The 18724-nt window shown below is 40.3% G+C and carries 14 protein-coding genes and 2 pseudogenes; 6 read left to right on the top strand and 10 right to left on the bottom strand.

Translation table 11 applies throughout. From position 1 onward, the window contains the following. Positions 1-34: 34 nt before the first annotated feature. From TOL9009_RS0116325 to TOL9009_RS0116290, 8 genes are all read right to left on the bottom strand, one after another. Positions 35-424, bottom strand: a complete 390-nt coding sequence (locus TOL9009_RS0116325) for a DMT family transporter (RefSeq protein ID WP_029633734.1) — start codon at positions 422-424, stop codon at positions 35-37. Continuing rightward, positions 421-1566 carry a DegT/DnrJ/EryC1/StrS family aminotransferase gene (locus tag TOL9009_RS39445; RefSeq protein ID WP_038296388.1) on the bottom strand — a complete coding sequence of 382 codons (1146 nt, stop codon included), beginning with the start codon at positions 1564-1566 and terminating at the stop codon, positions 421-423. The genes TOL9009_RS0116325 and TOL9009_RS39445 overlap by 4 nt, the downstream gene beginning before the upstream one ends. Next, positions 1563-2174: an acyltransferase gene (locus TOL9009_RS0116315; RefSeq protein WP_029633733.1), complete on the bottom strand. Its 612-nt coding sequence runs from the start codon at positions 2172-2174 to the stop codon at positions 1563-1565. The genes TOL9009_RS39445 and TOL9009_RS0116315 overlap by 4 nt, the downstream gene beginning before the upstream one ends. After that, positions 2161-3171 carry a Gfo/Idh/MocA family protein gene (locus TOL9009_RS0116310; protein ID WP_029633732.1) on the bottom strand — a complete coding sequence of 337 codons (1011 nt, stop codon included), beginning with the start codon at positions 3169-3171 and terminating at the stop codon, positions 2161-2163. Before TOL9009_RS0116310 ends, TOL9009_RS0116315 begins: the two co-directional genes overlap by 14 nt. A gap of 47 nt (positions 3172-3218) precedes the next feature. After that, the gene (locus tag TOL9009_RS0116305) at positions 3219-4529 is read right to left on the bottom strand and encodes a nucleotide sugar dehydrogenase (RefSeq protein WP_038296387.1); all 1311 of its coding nucleotides are present in this window, start codon (positions 4527-4529) and stop codon (positions 3219-3221) included. Between the two features lie 212 nt (positions 4530-4741). Further along, positions 4742-5584, bottom strand: a complete 843-nt coding sequence (locus tag TOL9009_RS0116300) for an ABC transporter permease (protein WP_029633730.1) — start codon at positions 5582-5584, stop codon at positions 4742-4744. Between the two features lie 10 nt (positions 5585-5594). Beyond that, complete coding sequence (locus TOL9009_RS0116295; protein WP_029633729.1) at positions 5595-6023, bottom strand: hypothetical protein; 429 nt, start codon at positions 6021-6023, stop codon at positions 5595-5597. Between the two features lie 784 nt (positions 6024-6807). After that, the gene (locus TOL9009_RS0116290) at positions 6808-8154 is read right to left on the bottom strand and encodes a glycosyltransferase family 4 protein (protein WP_029633728.1); all 1347 of its coding nucleotides are present in this window, start codon (positions 8152-8154) and stop codon (positions 6808-6810) included. A 1519-nt stretch (positions 8155-9673) separates the two neighbouring features. Here TOL9009_RS0116290 and TOL9009_RS0116280 point away from each other — a divergent pair. From TOL9009_RS0116280 to TOL9009_RS0116265, 5 genes and pseudogenes are all read left to right on the top strand, one after another. Further along, positions 9674-11818: a GumC family protein gene (locus TOL9009_RS0116280; protein WP_029633727.1), complete on the top strand. Its 2145-nt coding sequence runs from the start codon at positions 9674-9676 to the stop codon at positions 11816-11818. 289 nt (positions 11819-12107) lie between these two features. Then, entirely contained in the window at positions 12108-12785 is a 678-nt protein-coding gene (locus TOL9009_RS0116270; protein WP_029633726.1) for a DUF305 domain-containing protein, read from the top strand. 199 nt (positions 12786-12984) lie between these two features. Beyond that, on the top strand, positions 12985-13110 hold the full coding sequence (locus TOL9009_RS49415) for a hypothetical protein (RefSeq protein WP_260675908.1): 126 nt from the start codon (positions 12985-12987) through the stop codon (positions 13108-13110). A 231-nt stretch (positions 13111-13341) separates the two neighbouring features. Beyond that, a pseudogene (locus TOL9009_RS50190) lies at positions 13342-13554 on the top strand (ATP-binding protein); the annotation flags it as partial. 1027 nt (positions 13555-14581) lie between these two features. After that, complete coding sequence (locus TOL9009_RS0116265) at positions 14582-14809, top strand: DUF4327 family protein (protein ID WP_029633725.1); 228 nt, start codon at positions 14582-14584, stop codon at positions 14807-14809. 98 nt (positions 14810-14907) lie between these two features. Here TOL9009_RS0116265 and TOL9009_RS0116260 read toward each other — a convergent pair whose 3' ends face one another. Next, the gene (locus TOL9009_RS0116260) at positions 14908-16194 is read right to left on the bottom strand and encodes an FHA domain-containing serine/threonine-protein kinase (RefSeq protein WP_029633724.1); all 1287 of its coding nucleotides are present in this window, start codon (positions 16192-16194) and stop codon (positions 14908-14910) included. A gap of 147 nt (positions 16195-16341) precedes the next feature. After that, positions 16342-18330, bottom strand: coding sequence for a serine/threonine phosphatase (locus TOL9009_RS0116255; RefSeq protein WP_029633723.1), 1989 nt, complete (start codon positions 18328-18330; stop codon positions 16342-16344). A gap of 193 nt (positions 18331-18523) precedes the next feature. Between TOL9009_RS0116255 and TOL9009_RS48440 the strand changes: the two are divergent. Next, positions 18524-18724, top strand: a pseudogene (locus tag TOL9009_RS48440) (hypothetical protein); the annotation flags it as partial.

The following is an 18724-nucleotide window of genomic DNA, read 5'->3' as shown; positions in this document are numbered from 1 at the left end:
AACGATTAAATCTTGATTTTGCCTTGGTAAAGCACTAAATGCGCTTGTGGTTTTTAACCGGAATCACGACAAAAAGAATACCTATAAAAACTAAAACAACTCCGATAATTCTCAGCGGTGTTAGCTTTTCATCAAAAAAGTAGTATGAGCCTAAAAGTATGCCGACGTAGTTTAAGCTAGTCAGGGGATAGGCTATACTCAATTTCCAAAATCGAAGTGCGAGTATCCAATTTACTACTCCAATACTATAAACACTCAGAGCAAGCATCAATTGCAGAAGAAATAACCAGGTAAAAAGTTCCTGAGCATGATTACTCATCGTCTTTTTCATCAGCAATTGTCCGGTAGTTCCGAACAGAATACTTGCTAACAACGTTATATAGGCAATTAATCTCAGACGTGGATTTGACGCTTCGGATATCATCGCAAATTAGAAGACAAGTAAATATCAAAGAATGCTTGACTTACAGACTCAACAACTACTTTTTGTGCTGATGTAGTCAATTCGGGAAACATCGGTAAAGATAAAACTTCATCGCTCAATTGTTCACTGATTGGTAGTGAATCAAGGGGATAATTCAAGTTAGAGTGTACTTGTTGTAAGTGGAGAGGGATAGGATAGTATACCATTGAGCCTATTCCTTTTTCTTTGAGGAATTTCTGCACGTTACCGCGTTGTTTATCTAAAACTCTGATGGTAAATTGATTCCATACTGAATTTCCTGACTGCACAGTTGTAGGTAAGACAATGCCTTTAACATTAGCGAGTTGATTAATGTAATAATTTGCAATTTCAGCCCTCGCAGAATTCCATCGATCCAAATACTGTAGCTTGACTAAAAGAACTGCTGCCTGTATGGTATCTAAGCGACTATTGAGTCCTAATTCTTCATGCTGATATTTAACTTTACCCCCATGCCTACGTAAATACTCAACTCGCTCTGCAATTACTTTATCAGAAGTAGCGATCGCCCCACCATCCCCAAAGCATCCTAAGTTCTTGGTAGGGAAGAAGCTAAAACAACCAACGTCTCCAATTGTCCCGACTTTTTGACCTTCCCAAACAGCACCGGTTGCTTGAGCGCAATCTTCAATCACTTTTAAATTATACTTGCGGGCAATTTCCATAATTGCCGTCATATTGCAAGGGCGACCGTACAAATGCACTGGTAAAATAGCTTTGGTGCGCTCTGTAATTTTGGACTCAATTAACTCAGTGTCGATATTGTAGGTATTTAAATCAACATCGACAAAGACAGGAGTCGCTCCCACTATACCAATTGCTTCTGTGGTGGCAATAAATGTGAAAGGTGTCGTTATCACCTCATCACCAGCACCAATCCTCAAAGCTCTCAGAGCTAAATGTAGCGCATCTGTGCCAGAGTTACAGGAAATTACTTGATCGCAACTCAAATATTGAGCAAACTCTAATTCAAACTCTTTGACTTGCGGACCCATAATGTAGCGTCCACCAGCCATGACTGCACAGATATTTTTTTCTATCTGGGCTGCTATACTTTGATATTGACAAGTTGCATCGAATGGGGGAATATTCACAATCGTCATTCCATCCTTTTAATTTGATTTTCACCGCAATATTCGTAGGTGCGATCGCAAGCTTTACAAATAGTAGTTTTTTCAAATTCATCTAACTTTGCACCGCACTCACACATCCAACCAACTTGCTTTGCTGGATTTCCATAAACTAGCGCATAATCGGCAATATCTTTTGTCACAGTTGAACCAGCACCAATAAATGCATAACGTCCAATTGTATGACCACAAACTATTGTCGCGTTCGCACCAATTGTCGCTCCTTGTTTAACCAAAGTTACTAAATAATCATTAATTGTATTGCGAGGAAAAGCCGAACGCGGTGTATTAATATTGGTAAAAACACAACTAGGACCGCAAAAAACATCGTCTTCTAAAATTACACCCGCATAGAGAGAGACGTTATTTTGTATTTTCACATTTCGCCCAATTTTTACCTCAGAAGCAACAAATACATTTTGTCCTATTTTACATTTATCACCAATCACCACATCTTTCATAATGTGGCTAAAGTGCCAGATTTGACTTTCCGTACCAATAGTACATGGCAAATCAACATAAGCTGATTCATGCACAAAATAATCTAAATTTTTTGCCGTCGAAGCACTATCTGTTGACAACTTGAACCTCCTTTAAGTAAACAGCTTTTCCTGAAGATTCTACCGATTCTTGAGCAGACTGTAAAACAGTCAAAACATCAATTCCATTTTGAACGCTGGTTAGAGGAGTCTGTCTGCTTTCTACACAACTAAGAAAATGTTGGCATTCTAGGGTAAGTGGTGATTCTGCCTCAATAGGAATGACAATTTTTGAATTTAATTTGAGTACGGGAATGTTATCTTCTAATTCAGCTTGCTGGTCATAAAATGTCAGCTTGGCATCAACAGAAACATCATCAAAGACTAATGTACCCGAATCTCCAACTACTACAAGTCGCTGTTCTTTAAAAGGATGCAACCAACTGACAAAAATATGAGCTTTGATTTGCTCAAACTCTAGATTCACAAGGCAAAAGTCTTCAACTTTGCCTAAGTTAGCACTACCTACAGCTTGTACAGATATAGGTAATTTACCAACGAATCCGAGTATTGAACATATATCATGAGGAGCAAAGCTCCAAAGCACATTTTCTTCAGTTCTAACTTTACCAAAACTTAAGCGATTGGAATAAAGATATCGCAGTTTTCCAATTTTTCCTTCAGCTACAAGAGCGCGAAGTTTAACTAAAGCTGGGTGATACTCTAGTAAATGTCCAACCATGAGAATGCCAACACTTTTAAAAGCAGCAGCTTCTATCAAAAGTGCATCTTCTAACGTCAAAGCCAAAGGTTTTTCAACAAACACATCTTTACCGGCAGCTAATGCTTGCACTGCCAAACTTGCATGAGTTGGTGCTGGGGTAGCGATTACTACTGCTTTTACATCTGACATTGCTAATACTTTGGCAATGTCAGAAACTGCCTCAACATCAAATTTTGTTTTTAAGTCTTCTAAAGTTTGCTGGCTGGAATCACAAATTATCCGCAGTACACCTAATTGAGCAAATTCTCTAACTAAATTCTTACCCCAGTATCCACAGCCTATTACTGCTACATGTTTATCACGGTGAGGTATCATAAATAATTCCAAATCCCAATATTAAAAGAAAGCAGATTATTTAACATTCAAGCAACAACCGTATTTTCTGTTTTTAAACCTTTGGTTGCTAAGACGTTGCGGGTATCAACAATTAAGGATGAATATTCGGCTACCAAATCATAGTCTACATTATCATGATCGGTGGTAATAATGACAGCATCAAACTTCTGCAAATTTTCTTTGGTTAAAGATGCAGATTTTAAGTTAATTTCTGGATAATGACGATGATTGCAGCATGTCAGAGCATAAGGATCGTGATATTCTATATGCGCTCCTTGCATTTGTAAAAGCTGAATTATTTTTAAAGAAGGACTTTCACGCTGGTCGTCAATATTTTTCTTATAAGCTACTCCTAAAATGAGAATTCGGGAGTTTTTCAAAGGTTTGCCGTGATTATTCAGTGCTGCAACTAACTTATCGACTACATAGTTCGGCATTAAAGTGTTAACTTCACCTGCCAATTCAATAAATCGTAAAGAAACATCATATTCTCTAGCTTTCCATGTTAAATAAAATGGATCTATGGGAATACAATGTCCACCCCATCCAGGACCTGGATAAAAAGCATGAAAACCAAAGGGTTTGGTTTTTGCGGCTTCAATCACTTCCCAGATATCTATATCCATTTTTTGAAACAAAATCTTTAATTCATTTACCAAAGCAATGTTAACTGCGCGGTAAATATTTTCGAGAATTTTAGTTGCTTCTGCTGCTTGTGTTGATGATACTGGAACAGTTTTAATAATTATTTGATTGTAGAGAGTTTGAGCTAAATCGCGGCAGAGAGTTGTGATTCCACCTACTACTTTGGGGACATTAACTAAAGAGTAATTTTCATTAGCCGGATCTTCGCGTTCTGGAGAGTAAGCAAGGGAAAAATCTTCACCTACTATAAACCCGCTCTGAGTAAGTATTGGTAGTACGACTTCTTTGGTTGTACCTGGGTAAGTTGTACTTTCTAAAATAATCAACTGTCCTATTTTTAAGGAACGAGCGATCGCATAAGTTGTATCGACAACATAACTTAAATCAGGCTCTCTATGTATATTTAGAGGAGTCGGAACACAAATGACGATCGCATCAACTTCCCCCAAACGACTCATATCGCTGGTGACATTAATTAAGTGATTTTTTAAATCTTTTGAAGGAATATGTTTTATATATGATTGCCCAGCTTGAATTTGATTAACTTTCTGCTGATCGACATCAAATCCTACTACTGAAAAACCTTTTTTAGCAAAAGCTGTTAAAATTGGCAATCCAACATATCCCAAACCAATAATTCCAATTTTGGCTTCTTTCTTTTCGATTTTATCTTTGAGTTCTTTTAAAAGCATCTTGATTTATTCCAAAAAACGATTTTCAACTCACTTATACCAATTATTTGTGAAGTTGCATAGAATTTTACCCCACCCCTTAATCCCCTCCCCGCTTGCGGGGAGGGTTAGGGTGGGGTTCTTTATTATGCAACTTCATATTAAATTGGTATTAGCGAGCAAACTAAGTTTACTCGCTGAATCAATTTGAAGTTTTACTATTTAATTGGGACTTAAATTACGTCGGCAAATGTCCGTTCCATTTTGCGAAAATACCAAATGCCAGTTATCAGTAATAAAGCAACTAATCCTACAGATAGCATGAATCCAGGCATGTAAAGTTTTGACTCCCCACCTAAAATTGCCCAGCGAAAGCCATCAATTACTCCTACCATTGGATTTAGAGAATACAGTAAACGCCATTGCTCTGGAACCAGGTTGCTGCTAAATCCTACGGGAGATATATATAAGCCAAACTGCACAATAAATGGCACAATATACCGAAAATCTCGGTATTCCACATTTAAGGCTGCTAGCCACAAACCGACTCCGATTGATGCGGCAAAGGCAATGCCGGTAAATAATGGTAGTGTCACTATTCGCCAGGTGGGAATATAGTTATACCAAGCCATCAGCCCTAACAGAATCATGCCGGAAACCATGAAGTCTACAAAGCTGACAATTACTGCACTGATGGGTACAATCAAACGCGGAAAGTAAACTTTAGAAATCAAGTTGGCATTGCTAATTAAACTGTTGCTGCACTCACTTAACGCGGTGGAAAAAAACTGCCACGGTAACATAGCGGCAAATACCAAAATCGGATAAGGTACTCCCTCTGACGGTAATTTTGCAATATTTCCAAAGACCACGGTGAATACCACCATCGTCAAAAATGGTCGGATCAATGCCCAAGCCATGCCGATCGCAGTTTGTTTATAACGCACCAAAATGTCACGCCAAGCAAGAAAATAGAATAGCTCCCGATAGCGCCACAAATCTTTCCAGTATTGCTTTTCGGCGCGTCCAGCTTCAATTACCAATTCCTGCTTAAAGCCAATCTCTTGATTACTCATAAATTGATGCTTAACTGACAAAGTTGAAATCTTTGATGGTGTTACAGCCAAGTAGCCGTGAATGCCTGCGAGTAAACTCTCCCACAGAAGGGTTTCCCTGAGGATCGACTACTCCTGCTACCTGTTGCCAAAGCTCTCGTGGCGCCGCTGAAAGTTCATAGGTGCGATCGCCAGACTTACGAACGTGGTACCATTTTGTCGCTTGGCACTGCTCGCACCAGAAAGCTTCTAACCATTCTCCATCTATAGGAACTGTGGTTTGGGACGCTACCAGCATCAATGCATTTCGCCGGCTCATACCCCGTTGCTGCAATTGCCCTGGTTGATCGGCAAACAACTGATATTTTTGACTCATGCTATCGAGATAGCAACTATGAACTGGACAATATATAGCTCGTCGTTTTGAACGTTTCCGATTTCGATCACACCTTCTCTGCAATTTCGACCTCCCAATATCAATAAAAAAATACCAAAGGAAGGTTACGTTGGAGAGACTGAGATCAAATAGACCATCGAAGCCCAACTCCTAATTCATAACTTATTATTCAATTTTCGTTTTTAATGCCTTATCTGTTTCCAGTGTCGGTCTTAATTGAGAATAATCTCAAGAAAGTCAATCATTATTTGTTAAACACTAAATAATCTTGCCTCCGTTTGCTCAAACCTTTTTATTTTCTCTATATATGTAATATCTTACACCATGTTATCGAATATTTTTTCATCTTAATCAAATTAAACGTAAAAAAAGAATAAACTAATTTGAAAGTTCACAAAAACTTTTATATAGCAAGAACAAATTAGCCCAAGCAAGCAATTGCAAGTGCTGTTAATATGTGTTGATAAGTTTTATTAAACTTTAAGTACTTATCATATTTAATGCTTAAATATGTAAGTTTTTAGCCATAATCTATTGAATTTTTCAGTTAATTTGAGCCAGATAATGAGGCTCAAATTAAAAGTAGATGTTTACATTTCAGTGGATTTTTGCGCGATTTTTGCTCAAGTAAGCACTAAGAATGACAAGTCCTAAGAACATAAGTATTACTAATCTTATTTTTGATGGTAAATACTTTGTCAAGACGTGGTAAGTTCTATTGCCTGGACTGAAGAGAATATTTAGATTAGGTAACAATAAAAGCGCAAATATTTATGTTCCTAAGCTGAATATCTATTCTGATTGCAAGCCGACATCTTATTTTTCCGGCAAAATATCCGCATAGGACTTACTCTGTAAGGTTTTGAGACATTGATCTCACATCCTCAGACAATACCACTCTTGCCAAAACATCAAGGTATTGTTTAGAGATAATTTTAGGTGTGAAATGCGATCGCAAATATTGACGTCCGGCTTTACCCATGCGTTCTCCTAGTTGGCGATCGCGACTGAGCAAGCGAATAAATTGAGCTAGACCATTGCCGTCTCCATTCTCAAATGTGCCACCACAGTCGGCTTCAGCAATGAGTTGTCTGAGGTATGAATACTGCGAACAAATGACTGCGATCGGTCTTCCCGACGCTAAAGCTGAGTAAAGCTTGCTTGGGGTGACTAAATTTTCCGTACACTCATCTACACTCACAAGCGACAGATCGCAAGCTGTTAGTGAGTAGGGCAATACCTGCTTGTCTTGATAGGGTAGAAACATAAAATTGCTCAACCCTAATTGATTCACTTGGGAAATCAACTCATCACGTTTTGCTCCACCACCAATACAGACGAACTGAATTGGCTCATCTTGCAGTTGCTTTGCCGCTTCTAGGATAGTATCCATGTCATGACACCGACCCAGATTACCGGAGTAAAGCACGGTAAATTTTTTCACTAGGTTGTACTTCCAAGCAAACCAGTTTTCTTGCTTGGCAATTGGCACAATCGAGTCGGGGTCTGCCCAACTGTGAATCACAGAAATCTTATCGGCTATCTGCGAACAATTCGCCGCCACTTGTAGTTTCATTGCTGGACTCAGAACGATGATTGCCTTAGCGTTTCGCCAAATTTTTTTATTCAGGGCTTGCCATAATCGCGCTAGCCAGTGATGCTTGGGAATTACTCCCAGAGCGATCGCTATATCAGGATAAAGGTCATAGAGGATGCAAACATAAGGAATTCTAAAAAAGACATAACCCAGATATCCCACAAGTGGCAAAAATGGGGGAGCTGTTGTCACTAACAACACATTGTTGCGATGTCTTGCCCTAAATACATGCAGCGCTGCTCGCAAGGTATACAAAATACCATTGACAGCTTTGCCGCGAATTCGCCCGGGCCAAAGTTGAGCAGTGCGCGATCGCTGAATTCGCACTCGACCTATTCGTTCAACTGCTGGAGCGTTAGGAGTCCGAAACGCATATCCGGGCTGACTTGTAAAAACCTCAATGTTTATCCCAAGAGACCCTAAATGTCTCACAAGTTCCTCAATCAATTGTCCTGTAGCCGCATAGTCTGGCGGAAAAAACTGAGTAATTACAGACAATTTGATGGACTCTTTACTTTTTAGAGAATGCTGATTCTTATTTTCTAACCCAGAAGAGAGCGATTGAAATAACATATTAATCCATTCATTAAGTTTCATCGCCTACATCCTAATGTTCTTTAAAACGCCACTGTAATGCTCAAGCCAAGCCATTAATTGACATGAAAAATTTACCCGGCTTTATAAAACCGTACAATTGCTTGACTGCGATGTACGAGTGTTAATTAGCGGGTCAAATCCGAAGACTGACAGAAGGTAACGGCAAGCCGACCTAGTAGTGGAACCGATTAATACGAAGCTAAACTCATTTGAGTTGGGCAATGTGTTAGTCTGTGCAAAATTTTCCTGAAATTCAGGGACGTATCTGCAAGTTCTCTAGCCTATTTATAGAAAGCCAGATGTCATTACAGTTGATAATACGTGCTTTTTTTAGACAGAACAACAAATGACTAAAAAAGTATGTTCGCGTTGCATCTGGTGACAGCAGAAGTATGAAATCTAAGGGATGAAAAAACTTGTCCTTAATTCTTCTCCCCCATAGAATCGCTTCTCTAAGGAAACGCACTCGCGTTTGCAAACAGAGAAAAAAGCATAGAAGCCCCTCAACTTATTGATCGAAAATAAAAATTTATTCCTATTTTCAATCCTCATCAATTTCTTAATGGGGTTTACTTTATCCTTGTCGATTCCGGGACACGCTCCCCGAAGGCGAACATCCTTCATCCTTTAAATGACATCAGTCTTCAAGTTATTTTTACTATTACATGTAATTTTGGTTTAGAATTTGGTGTTCTTTTTTTCTTTACATGTAATTTATTAACTAGAATACCATGTTTGAAATTTACTTATGTACTTCATCATAAATTTATATAACTATGATTTTTTTTTATACTATCTTAATAAAGATACTAATTCTGTAAGTATAAAACATTAATTTATTTGTAATAAAACTACAATTACTAAGTATTTATTCTGAAAAATCTGAATAGATTTATTGGCTAAAATACAACTATAATCTTGATTTTTAATCATTTAATCTCCTATAGCAATTATCGTTAGCACAAAAATTAATTAGTATAAAACATAGCTTTATGTTTGATAATTAGCCTAATAAATTATTTTAAGAACTGTAAATATGCGTAATAACTTGATACGTGTAATAGCTTGACTTAAAAAATTATGTCTTTTGCCTAATAGCTAAATCTAAAAATTCTTCAAAAACCTCGCCAAAAAGTTCGAGAAAATGGATCAAGTCGAGCTAAGAGCGAATCATAAAAATAAATTATAGAAGCGTGTTTTAGGGTTTATTAGTCATGCGGACGCAAAGAGCGTTCCTTACTACCCTTGGATCTGAGTCTGACGGCGGACGATTTATTTACGCACTAAAGTACTGTGGAGCGAAGAGCGTTAACAATTACAAATAAAATATATTAATTCATGTCATAATAAGTTATAGTCGCTATTACATAAGGATTAAGATAAGTCTTGTCAGGCATCAGGTTGCAATAACCTTCTGCCATAGTGCTTGCATTACTAATATTGCTGTTGTGGTTAAATTCTTATTCCTGTAAACTTTTATAAAAATCTTATTTGACTTGTTAGCAAGTATTTATAAATGATGGAGAATAATTCTTCTCAACTCTCAAGTCATGACCAAAATAGGAACTTTAGCTCTCCATTTCTCCAGGCTCAACCTTTTACGGAGTTGGAAGGACTAGAGAATGATTGGAATTTTCGTGATTTTCTGGGTATTTTACGGCGGCGATCGCTTATCATTGCAGGGGTAGCCACTCTTGTGATGGCAATTTTTGTCAGCTTGGCACTAAAACAAAAACCAGAATATGAAGGCAATTTTCGGCTATTAGTGGAACCTGTTAATGACGACAGCAAAGTGGTGGATGTTGTCAAAGACGCTAACCTAGCCAAGTTTAGTCTAGATTACGAAAGTCAAATTCAAGTCCTCAAGAGTCCTGAACTGATGGGGGACATTGTTAAGCAGTTGCAACACTCCTATCCAGAAATAGATTATGATTCTGTTCTAAATTCTCTGACTATTATTCGCTTAGGTACAACCAAGATTATAGAAGTTCGTTATCGAAGTAACGATCCAAATAAAACTAAAGTAGTACTAAATCAAATTGCTAGAGATTACTTAAATTACAGCCTGGAAAAGCGGCAAACCAAGTTGCGTCAGGGGATTCAGTTTGTTGAAAAACAACTGCCATTCTTACAGAAACGAGTTGATGAAATTCAAAAAAGTTTGCAAATTTTCCGGCAAAAATACGACTTTATTGACCCAGACTCCCAAGCACAGCAAATCGCAAACCAAGTCAACATCTTATCTGGGCAACGACTATTACTAAATCAGCAATTAGCACAAGCTCGTGCTAATTTAGCTGGCTTACAAGCACAAGACGGAGAACTGGCAGCTTTGAATAATGCTACTGTGTATCAACAGTTAATTGTTCAGATCAGCCAATTGGAAACTCAGATTGCTGCGGAGTCAGCTCGTTTCCAAGAAGATAGCCCAAGCATCCGAACATTAAAGGATAAACGAGACAACCTGCTGCCTTTGCTACAAAAAGAAGGACGACGCTTTTTGGATGTAAAAGTTGCAGAAGTAGCGACTCAAGTTCAAACTTTAGAAGTACAGAGCCAAGAACTTGCCAAAGCTGAACAGAAACTCGAACAAAGACGCAAGCAATTGCCAGTTTTGGCACGGCAATATACCGAAATGCAGCGAGGATTGCAGGTTGCAACTGAAAGCTTGAATCGTTTTCTGACTACCCGCGAAACACTGCAAATTCAGGTGGCACAGACAGAACTACCTTGGCAGCTAATTCAAGCCCCAAGTAAACCTGAAAGTGCTGTATCTTCGGATATCAGACGTAGTTTAATTACAGGATTTTTTGGGAGTCTAGCCATAGGAATTGGCATCGCTATACTAATTGAAAAGCTAGACAATACCTATCATACCGCCCCTGCCTTGAAGGAGAAAATCAAACTACCGTTGTTAGGAATTATTCCATTTGAAAAGCAACTCCAAAATGGTCAAAATCGCACAACCAAACAAGACATTTCCATTGTAAGAGTAACAGATTCCTTGCGTGAGGGTGTTCCTGGGTTAGCCGTAATACCCGACCAGGACTATAGCAATTATTCCCGAAAATTTTTGGAAGCTTTGCGAGTACTTTGTACGAATATTCAACTGCTCAGTTCCGATCGCCCAATTCGTTCGATAATTATTAGTTCAGCGATGTCTGGTGACGGTAAGTCTACAGTTGCATTTCATTTAGCTCAAATAGCTACAGCGATGGGGCAACGAGTATTACTTGTAGATGCCGATCTGCGCCAGCCCACGATTCACACTTTATCAAATTTAAATAATCTTTGGGGATTGAGTAATTTAATTTCGACAAATTTGCCAGTGGGGGAGGTGATTCGGAAAGTACCTTCAATGAACAAATTATCTGTAATTACTTCGGGACCCATACCACCAGATCCTACCAAGTTGCTCTCGTCGCAAAAGATGAAGCGACTGATGGAAGAATTTCACAATAGATTTGATTTGGTGATATATGACGCTCCTGTATTAGTTGGACTAGCTGATGCTAGCCTGATAGCACCCCACACTAATGGAATTTTGCTTGTGGTCAGGATGGACAAAACAGATAGTTCTGTTCTCAAGCGAGCTTTGGATAACTTGAAACTTTCCCGAATGGGTGTTTTAGGCGCCGTTGGTAATGCTCAGAAAAATAATTAATACCGGGACTGGGGACTGGGGACTGGGGACTGGGGACTGGGGAAAAGGCAGCGAGTTTTCTTTAAAACCTGGTTGGGGTCTGAATCCTATAAGCAAGTTTTCCCAGTCCCTAAATAGACCCTATCACAAAAGAGTTTATCTTTAAGCTCAAGTCTGAATCCTATAAGCAAGTTTTCCCAGTCCCTAATCCCCAGTCCCCAGTCCCTTTTTCAATTTTTTTGCAATCCTGTTGACTCTCTAGCCGAGTGGAGAGTTCACAATGGAATCAGCAAATTAGATGAAGAAAGTTATGCAACTCCTGTCTTTGAGAAATAGGTTTTTGGCGTTAACCTTAAGTGCGATCGCTTCGACTTCACTTGCAGCTTGTTCCCAGCAAAAACAAGCCGAAACACCAAACGCTACTGCTACCAATGCTAGCGACAAGCAGCAGATGCACGGAAATGCCATGAATCACAGCATGGCGATGGATTTGGGTCCAAGCGATGCTAACTACAATTTGCGCTTCATTGACGGTATGAAACCCCACCATCAAGGAGCCATTTCTATGGCTCAGGAAGCACAGCAAAAATCAAAACGTCCGGAAATCAAAAAGCTAGCAGACGAAATCATCAAAGCGCAAAACCAAGAAATTACTCAGATGAAGCAGTGGAGAACAACTTGGTATCCCAAGGCTGGTGATAAACCAATGGCTTATGATGCTCAAATGGGTCATATGATGGAGATGTCATCTGACCAAAAGAAAGGCATGATGATGAACATGGATTTGGGTGCGGCTGATAAAGATTTTGACTTGCGCTTTATCAATGCGATGATTCCTCACCATGAAGGTGCTGTAACAATGGCACAAGATGCTTTGAAAAAGTCTCAACGTCCGGAGATTAAGAAATTAGCCGAAAATATTATCACTTCCCAAAATGCAGAAATTAATCAAATGAAGCAATGGCGAAAAAGTTGGTACAACAAGTAAGCTTGATTTCATCCTGATTTCATTTCTCAATGCCAGACTGGGAGGAAGCAGATCCTCTAGAGATGTTCATTTCTAGTTGAATGGTGAGACTTGAATAAGTTTAGCCAAGTTTTGTGGAGCAGATAAGCGCAATTCCAACGCTTACGGAGTATCGCGCTCCACATAACGTATGAAACCCAGTACTCAAGGATTATTCGCGATGCCTAATCTGCGTTCCCAAAGAGCGATCGCACAACCAACGCAAGTAAAAATGGCTAATTGGAGTTTGAGGAGGTGCTGCGTTAGCGAGTGTAGCTTTTGTAGCTGGGAGATTTTCGTTGAGTAGAAGCAGAAAAGAACTTGATGATGTTACTTTACCAGGACTTACGCATTTTAACGATAAACTGTCATTTGTGAGTGTAGCGATCTTCGGAACGAAGAATCTCCGAGATACTTCTATAATCCTTCGGAGACGCTTCCCGAACGAGAGGCTTCAGAAACGCGAACGCTACACTTCGTTTCGCTCAGTATGACATTTTCGACTTTGCGTAAGTCCTATTTACAGCGTATCTATTGAGTCAATAGCGATCGCTCGCGTAGCAGTGGTGGTTCTGGATTAGGTTTAGCGATCGCAAGAACACACCAAGGCAACTTTAACGTACAAAGCGAATTAGGTAAAGGTAGCACTTTTACCGTTCAATTACCCACATTTTGTATTTCATTTTGTAGTATAAAATTAATTAATACAAAAATCTGGAATCTCATTCATTTTGCTGCTGATGCTCCCTAACTGCTTGACTTAACAAGTAGCCTCCAAGATTTGCTAAAGGTCGTTCCTCACGGGAGCAGCCCAATCTCAAAGGTAAACGAATGATTAATCTTGTTTATAGCTTTCCGCCTCTTCTATCAAATCTGTTGAGTTCAAGGTCAGACTCAAAAATCTCAATTTATTACTTGTGCGTTTTGCAATAAAAAAATACAGCGATCGACAATTCATGTAGAATTATTTTTAGTATCATAGTTTATAGAAGCGCAAAACCGCTGTTTGTAATTTACCTTTGCGATTTTTGACAAGCAAAAATATTAAATTTAGATAAATATGTCCGGTTAGTTAGTCCAACTCAAAATATTTGCGATATCGTGAATAACGTTTCGCTCTAAGAGACGGTGAATATTTCCAGCCAACAAAGCTGAATTTCTTGACTCAGTATGGCGCCGGTTAATTTCCTCTATCGACTGTGCTGACTGGACTTGCCCAACGAGCGTCAAGCGCTGAAATTGACAGGTTTTTCGGTTGTAGAACGCCAAATGCTTACTGATGTGGAGACCTGTCCACTAGGTAGGAAGGCAGGTGACGCTCGTTCCTCGCTACCGCTGCTAGTCGGCAGTCTTGGAAACCTGAAGAGTTGTGCTTGACTCGCCGCATTGGCTCAAAAATATACATCGCGGTCGGGCAGTCCGTGAATGCTTGTGGAGGGTAAATTCATTAGAATCCCTAATGGATCTTGAATCCGCGTGTATTTATAGCGGGGAGTGTCAATAGCCGTCCTCACCTGTGCGATATCTGCGCTTTTCCAGGACGACTAATTTTTTTGCTCGGTGTCTACAACAACTGAGGAAGGGGTATTTGAGTCTTGAGGTGGTGATTACCGTACAAAACCGAAATTATCACAACGCAAGTAGAGTTAGTTATGGTAGAGTTAAGAAGTTAAGACTGGCTTTGCCAAAGTACAACTCTACGCATAGGCAAAAATCCCGCAAGGGAAAGCAGTTTTGATTAAGAATTTACCATACAAAATCTGAATTCATTCGAGGCTATGACTCAGCAGCAAGTAATTCACCCGATGGTGAAATTGCAGCGTAACGTGCAATCACTCGTAGAATCTAAAATTATCAAGCCAACCGATAGCATTTGGAAAATCGCGTTGCTTTACGGCAATGAATGGCAGTACTGGAAACAGGAACTGTTAGATTTTGGCTTTACTATGCAAGACCCAATTGGCGATTTGTTAGCAGTAGAAGCTTGGGACGAAGAGTCAGACTAAGGACATTCGTGAGAGGGGGACAAGGAGACAAGGAAGAATTTGCTTCCTTATTTATCCCCACTCCTGCCCTCCCCCAGTCCTGCGCTCCCCCACTCCGTCTATTGGCAAGTAGCTAATGCAGCGGCGAGTTCTTTCGCTGTTTGGTAGCGATCGCGTGGCAGTGGTTCTGTAACGCGGTCAACAACCTCTTTTAATTTCGGAGTAAAAGTGGGAACGCTTGCCAAATCAAATCGGAAATTTCGACCCCGCTGGCGGTAAAACTTAAAAGGATTTTCGCCTGTTAGTAAAAAAATTAGGGTAGGTCCAATCGCGTACAAATCGGATTGTGTCAAGGGTTGTCCTCGCTCTTGTTCGGGAGCGCAATAACCTTCTGCGCCAATGCGAGTGCCCGGTGCGGTGCCAATTTCTTTCACAGCGCCAAAATCCAGCACCACTATCTGATTATTAGAACTTCGCACCATCAGGTTAGCGGGTTTAATATCGCGGTGAATCAGTGGTGGATCTTGCCTGTGGAGATAATCTAATATGTCACAAGTTTGGATCATCCAAGCGATCGCACGATTCGGCGTGACAGGTCCAGTGCTGTAAACTAATTTTTCTAAATCTTGACCGTGGACTAATTCCATTGCCAAATATTTTTTACCGCTATCCACAAAAAAGTCATAATACTTAGGAATTCCTGGATGACTCAGGGATTTTAGAGTATACGCCTCCCGTTCAAATAATTCTTGAGCCTTGGCTATTTTCGCCATATCAGCATTCATTTGCTTCAACACCAGCAATTGGGGGTATCCAGCAATCCAACCCGCTGCATCCCAAGCGAGATAGGTAGTCCCCATACCTCCCTGTCCGAGCGTCCGCAACACCTGATAGTAGCGAATTACTTTCTGTACTGTCAGCGGTTGACCGCAGTGGACACAAAATAGATTGTTAGGAGAATTACCTTCGTGGTTGCAAGTTGAGCGTGAAATTGCCGGAATTTTCGCACTCAATATTTCTGGGAAACTCTTAGCAGTTGCTTTGATTTCGCCAACTTCTTTTCCCGCTAATTTAGGAGCGGGTGATTTTATTGGCTGAATTTCAAATTTGAGTAGCGGTCCGCCCTGTGCTAATTGCAACAGGGAATTATCTGGCAGCAAACTCTGTGTCACCAAGACACTATTGAGGAAAGTGCCATTTGTGCCTTGACTGATTATCTGCCAAGAACCACCATTGTTGCCAGAATTGATTTGCTTGAGTTCTAGATGATACCGAGAAACTAAATTATCAGTTAAAACAACGTGATTATCTGCCGCTCGACCAATCCGAATTACGGAGTAGTCTTCAAAGCACCACTGCTTGAGCGGCGTTTTTTGTTGCGCTTCTAAGAGGGTCAGAGTAACCACAATATATTGTTGATTGGTATTTGTTAGTTGGTAGTTGGTAGTTGATAGTTGTTGGTTATTAGTTGGTAGTTATTAGTTGTTGGTTAACAGTCAACATTTATCAACTATCCACGCTCCAACCAACCACTATCCCCTAACCACCAACCCTTAACCATTCTTTTGACCTTCGACGTAGGGACGAACTTTTGCTCGGATGAGTACAGCAGTAATGTTGTCATGACCATTGTGTTGATTTGCTAAATCAATTAACTCTCTGACTCCGCGTTCTAAGTTAGCACCATAACTTAGCAGCGGTTCTAAATGAGTAGAAAAATAAGTTTCTAGTAAATCATTATCTGATAAACCGTCGGAAGCGAGGATGAAGAGTGTATCTTCATTGATCTCGAAAAATTGTACATCGGGATGGATCAAGTTTTCGTCTCGTGGACCGAGAGCTTGAGTAAGTTGATAAGCATCTGGGCGAGTGTAAGCTAAACTTGGTTCTACTCCACGAGCAATTTCCCGTTGACCGACTTCGTGATCTACCGTTATTTGTTTGAGTTTCTCCTTGCGACTCAGCTTATACAAGCGACTATCTCCCACATGAGCAACTGCTGCTTGAGTGTCTTGGATTAAAAGCATTACCAAGGTAGTGCCCATGCGACCGACACCAGAACGGGCATCTTGTTGATTAACATCGTAAATTGCCTGATTTGCTAAAAGTACTGCCTCAGCGATGCTGTCTTCACTTGGGAGTTGGTTAGAAAACCAATGTTTTTGGAAGTATTGCCGCAAGGTGGTAACTGCCAACTCACTTGCGACTTCACCACCAGCGTGTCCACCCATTCCATCGCAGAGAATATATAAACCACGCGCTTGTAAAGCTCGGTTTTTGGGCAATTCTAATTTGTTAACTTTGGTTTCAACACCAAAAAAGTCTTCATTGTGTTGGCGTTGACGCCCAACATCGGTGCGTCCTGCATCTTCTAGGCTGATTAACTGCATCGGCAGTATCATTGTTGGCGTATCATCGCCTCTACCAGCAGTAATTTCTGTGTCGTCTAATTGGAGGATAGTCGGCGATGGAGTATCTTCTTTTAGTGTTGGGTCAGTTGGGGTTGTGGGTGGTTGCAGTTCTGCGGCGATCGCCTCCAAACGCGATCGTAATTGAGCTATCGTTTCAATCTGATCTGACTCAATCTCGCCCAACATCTGGATAACAGAGCCAGATTGAGTGCGTTGCGACTGTCTAAATAATGCCTGCCAAATGCGCCCCAAAACTTTGATTGTCAAAGGTTGCGCTTCGGCATTTTCTGGCAAATCAGCAGAATTATTTCTATGTTTTTCTACGTATAACTCTTGTAGTGCCAGCGTTTGGTCTTCATCCAAGCGCAAATTCGATAACTCCAACAAACTTTGACGACAATTTAATGGTTCTAATAGCGCCCAGAGTTGGGTCATCTGATAAAACCAATGTAAAATTTGTAACGAACTTGTTGTATCATCTTGCCATAATTTGAGTAAATACTGCCAATGCGATCGGTTCTCAATCAGTACCACCTGTATCTGGTTTTCCTGCCATGCATCGTGAATCGGTGGTATTTCTGGGTGAGATCCTGGTTGCAAAGCAATATAAGGTTTAGCGAGGCTAGGAATTCTGGATGCTTCAGTTGATGACAAAATCAAACTGTTTTGCTGATTTTTTAGTATTGCCAGTAGCGGTGACACTTGATATGGTTGGCAGTCTAAAACTCTTAGGCAGACCTTAGTCTGAGCGGCAACTTCCGATAGTGCTGGTAGCGGATCTAACAGTTGATAGCGCTTTTGGGAGTCTAAATAAGAGCCAACCTGGAGATCGGAGGAAGCGATTAAGGGAGAAGGTAAAAGTGAGACAACGGCAGAATCATCTTCTAAGTTTTTTATTTTTTGATCTAAAGCTTCACTTTCCTTAACTTCCTCAACAAAAGTCTCTTCCTTGGCAATAATTGCCCACCAAATTGTGCCGCATTCCGCACCGCAGTTCTGACATCGTTCTGCATTGACTGCCACAGCGCTACTGCATTTGGGACAGACCTTTTGGGTCAAGGACGTGCCACAGTTTTGACAGAACTTGTTGGTATTAGAGTTTTCAAATTTACACTGGGGGCAAATCAGCATTATGGAAGTTCCTTAATTCCCGTTCCTGGCGTGCTTCTAACCACTACAATCCATGCATTACCACAAATGTCGGCTGCTTATAGTAGACCGACAATATTTTGTCGTTTCAACAGTGAATTTTTGTGACAGTATTAATTCTTACGCATATTTTCTAAAAATGTGAACCATAGACTTACCTATCCTTCAGAATAACTTGCCATTAAAAGTTAGCGATCGCCCATATTTAAACACATATCTTGATTGTTTGGGGAGTGCGGGACAAGGGGACAAGGGGACAAGGGGGACAAGGGGACAAGGGGACAAGGGGACAAGGGGACAAGGGGACAAGGGGACAAGGAGACAAATTCTTCTTTCCCCCCCTCTCCCCATCCCCCTCTCTCCCCATCCCCCCCTC

The organism is [Scytonema hofmanni] UTEX 2349, from assembly GCF_000582685.1.
Lineage (GTDB): Bacteria > Cyanobacteriota > Cyanobacteriia > Cyanobacteriales > Nostocaceae > Hassallia > Hassallia hofmanni.
This window is presented reverse-complemented; position numbering and strand designations above follow the sequence as displayed.

Bases quoted from the DNA above. Each gene is read 5' to 3' on its own strand.
- TOL9009_RS0116305 (WP_038296387.1), bottom strand. From the start codon at position 4,529: ATGCTTTTAAAAGAACTCAAAGATAAAATCGAAAAGAAAGAAGCCAAA.
- TOL9009_RS0116280 (WP_029633727.1), top strand. From the start codon at position 9,674: ATGGAGAATAATTCTTCTCAACTCTCAAGTCATGACCAAAATAGGAAC.
- TOL9009_RS0116310 (WP_029633732.1), bottom strand. From the start codon at position 3,171: ATGATACCTCACCGTGATAAACATGTAGCAGTAATAGGCTGTGGATAC.
- TOL9009_RS0116270 (WP_029633726.1), top strand. From the start codon at position 12,108: ATGCAACTCCTGTCTTTGAGAAATAGGTTTTTGGCGTTAACCTTAAGT.
- TOL9009_RS49415 (WP_260675908.1), top strand. From the start codon at position 12,985: ATGCCTAATCTGCGTTCCCAAAGAGCGATCGCACAACCAACGCAAGTA.
- TOL9009_RS0116265 (WP_029633725.1), top strand. From the start codon at position 14,582: ATGACTCAGCAGCAAGTAATTCACCCGATGGTGAAATTGCAGCGTAAC.
- TOL9009_RS0116255 (WP_029633723.1), bottom strand. From the start codon at position 18,330: ATGCTGATTTGCCCCCAGTGTAAATTTGAAAACTCTAATACCAACAAG.
- TOL9009_RS0116325 (WP_029633734.1), bottom strand. From the start codon at position 424: ATGATATCCGAAGCGTCAAATCCACGTCTGAGATTAATTGCCTATATA.
- TOL9009_RS0116300 (WP_029633730.1), bottom strand. From the start codon at position 5,584: ATGAGTAATCAAGAGATTGGCTTTAAGCAGGAATTGGTAATTGAAGCT.
- TOL9009_RS0116290 (WP_029633728.1), bottom strand. From the start codon at position 8,154: ATGAAACTTAATGAATGGATTAATATGTTATTTCAATCGCTCTCTTCT.
- TOL9009_RS39445 (WP_038296388.1), bottom strand. From the start codon at position 1,566: ATGACGATTGTGAATATTCCCCCATTCGATGCAACTTGTCAATATCAA.